The sequence below is a fragment of the Burkholderia sp. LMG 13014 genome, assembly GCF_905232215.1.
GTDB lineage: Bacteria > Pseudomonadota > Gammaproteobacteria > Burkholderiales > Burkholderiaceae > Burkholderia.
This window is the reverse complement of the sequence record NZ_CAJNKE010000926.1, coordinates 1-1,597: the sequence shown is the minus strand read 5'-3', so window position 1 is coordinate 1,597 and position 1,597 is coordinate 1. Positions and strand designations below refer to the sequence as shown.

The window sequence follows — 1,597 nt, the reverse complement described above, 5'->3', positions numbered from 1 at the left end:
CACCCACGACAACGCGACGCCACGCGGCGTGTCCTCCATCCAGCCGAGCCGCTTCGCGGGCACGTAGCCGAACACGGCCGCGAGCACCGGCATCGCGACGTGCCACTTCCACCACATGCGCCGCCGTTCGGCCGGCAGGTAATCGCGCCAGTACGCATACTGCGCGCCGACCGTCACCGCATGCCGCACGTGGACGTTCGATGCCGCGAGCCCGAGCACGAACCCGCCGATACTGTGCGCGACGACGTCGATCGGCTGGCCCGGAAACGTGTCGCGTGCGTATTGCAGCGCGGCTTCGCAATCGAGCCGCCCCCAGTCGAGCCAGTTCGCGCGCAGCTTCGCGAGCTGCGCCGGGCGCGACCCGCCGATGCCGCGATAGTCGTAGACGAGCACGTCGCGCCCCTGCGCGAACAGCCAGGCCGCGAAACGAAAGTAGTAGTCGCAACGTACCGACGTCGCGCAATTGATGACCGTCACGGGCCGCGCGACACTGCCGCCGCGATGGCGCCAGACATGGCCGCGCAATTCGTAGCCGTCGGCTGCGCGCAGCGTCACGGGCTCGGGTGGCAATGCGTCTGCCGCGCGGGTGCCCTGCGTCATTCCGTTGCCTTCGTTCGAAATCGTCATCTTGTCTCCTGTCGACCGAAGTTAGCGCTTTAGCGCTTACTTCGGTCCCATGGCGTGGTTGGTTGGAGTTAGCGCTTCAGCGCTTACTCCAACCCCACGGCGGTCGATCCGAGTTGGCGCTTTAGCGCTTACTTCGGTCCCATGGCGTGGTTGGTTGGAGTTGGCGTTTCAGCGCTTACTCCAACCCCACGGCGGTCGATCCGAGTTGGCGCTTCAGCGCTTACTCCAACCCCACGGCGGTCGATCCGAGTCAGCGCTTCAGCGCTTACTCCGGCCCATGGCGTGACTGGTTGAAGTCAGCGCTTCAGCCCTTACTCGGCCCCCATACTTCGCGGGCGATCCCGGTAGGCGCCTAAGCATCTACTCGTACCCGAGCTTCACGGCCGGCATTGACGTCAACTCACGAGCACCTGCCCCACCCCTCACCGCCCGCACCAGCCTCCATTGAACTTGACGCGCCCCCCGTTCTCAACCAATCTTGCTGCTCCGTTCGCATGAGTCACGCGCATGTCAACGCCACTCGTCCGTCTCCCGTCGCTCGACCTCGTCCGCGGTTTCGTCGCCGTCGGCCGCCGCATGAGCATCACGCTCGCCGCGCAGGACCTGTGCGTCACGCAATCGGCGGTCAGCCGCCAGGTACACGCGCTCGAAGCGCATCTCGGTGTCGCGCTGCTGCAGCGCGGCTACCGGAAGATCGCGTTCACGCCGGAAGGCGAGCGGCTGTTTCGTGTCGCGGATGCGGCACTGCACGGCCTGCAGGATACCGTCGCGTCGCTCGCCGCCGCGCGCGAGCGCCAGCCCGTCACGATCACCGCGAGCATCGGCGTCACCGCGCTGTGGTTGCTGCCGCGGCTCGGGCGGCTGCAGGCGCGCCTGCCGGAGATCGACCTGCGCGTCGCCGCGAACGACAAGGTACTCGATTTGCGCGCCGAAGGCATCGACCTCGGGATCCGCTACTGTCCGCGCGACC

2 protein-coding genes are annotated in these 1,597 nt (G+C 67.1%); one reads left to right on the top strand and one right to left on the bottom strand.

Annotated elements, in window-relative coordinates; translation table 11 throughout:
- Positions 1 to 627 (bottom strand): alpha/beta fold hydrolase (locus JYJ84_RS36205; RefSeq protein ID WP_205190256.1); only part of this gene is annotated, 627 nt, incomplete at its 3' end.
- A 507-nt stretch (positions 628 to 1,134) separates the two neighbouring features.
- Between JYJ84_RS36205 and JYJ84_RS36200 the strand changes: the two genes are divergently transcribed.
- On the top strand, positions 1,135 to 1,597 hold a 463-nt coding region (locus tag JYJ84_RS36200), incomplete at its 3' end, for a LysR family transcriptional regulator (RefSeq protein WP_205190255.1).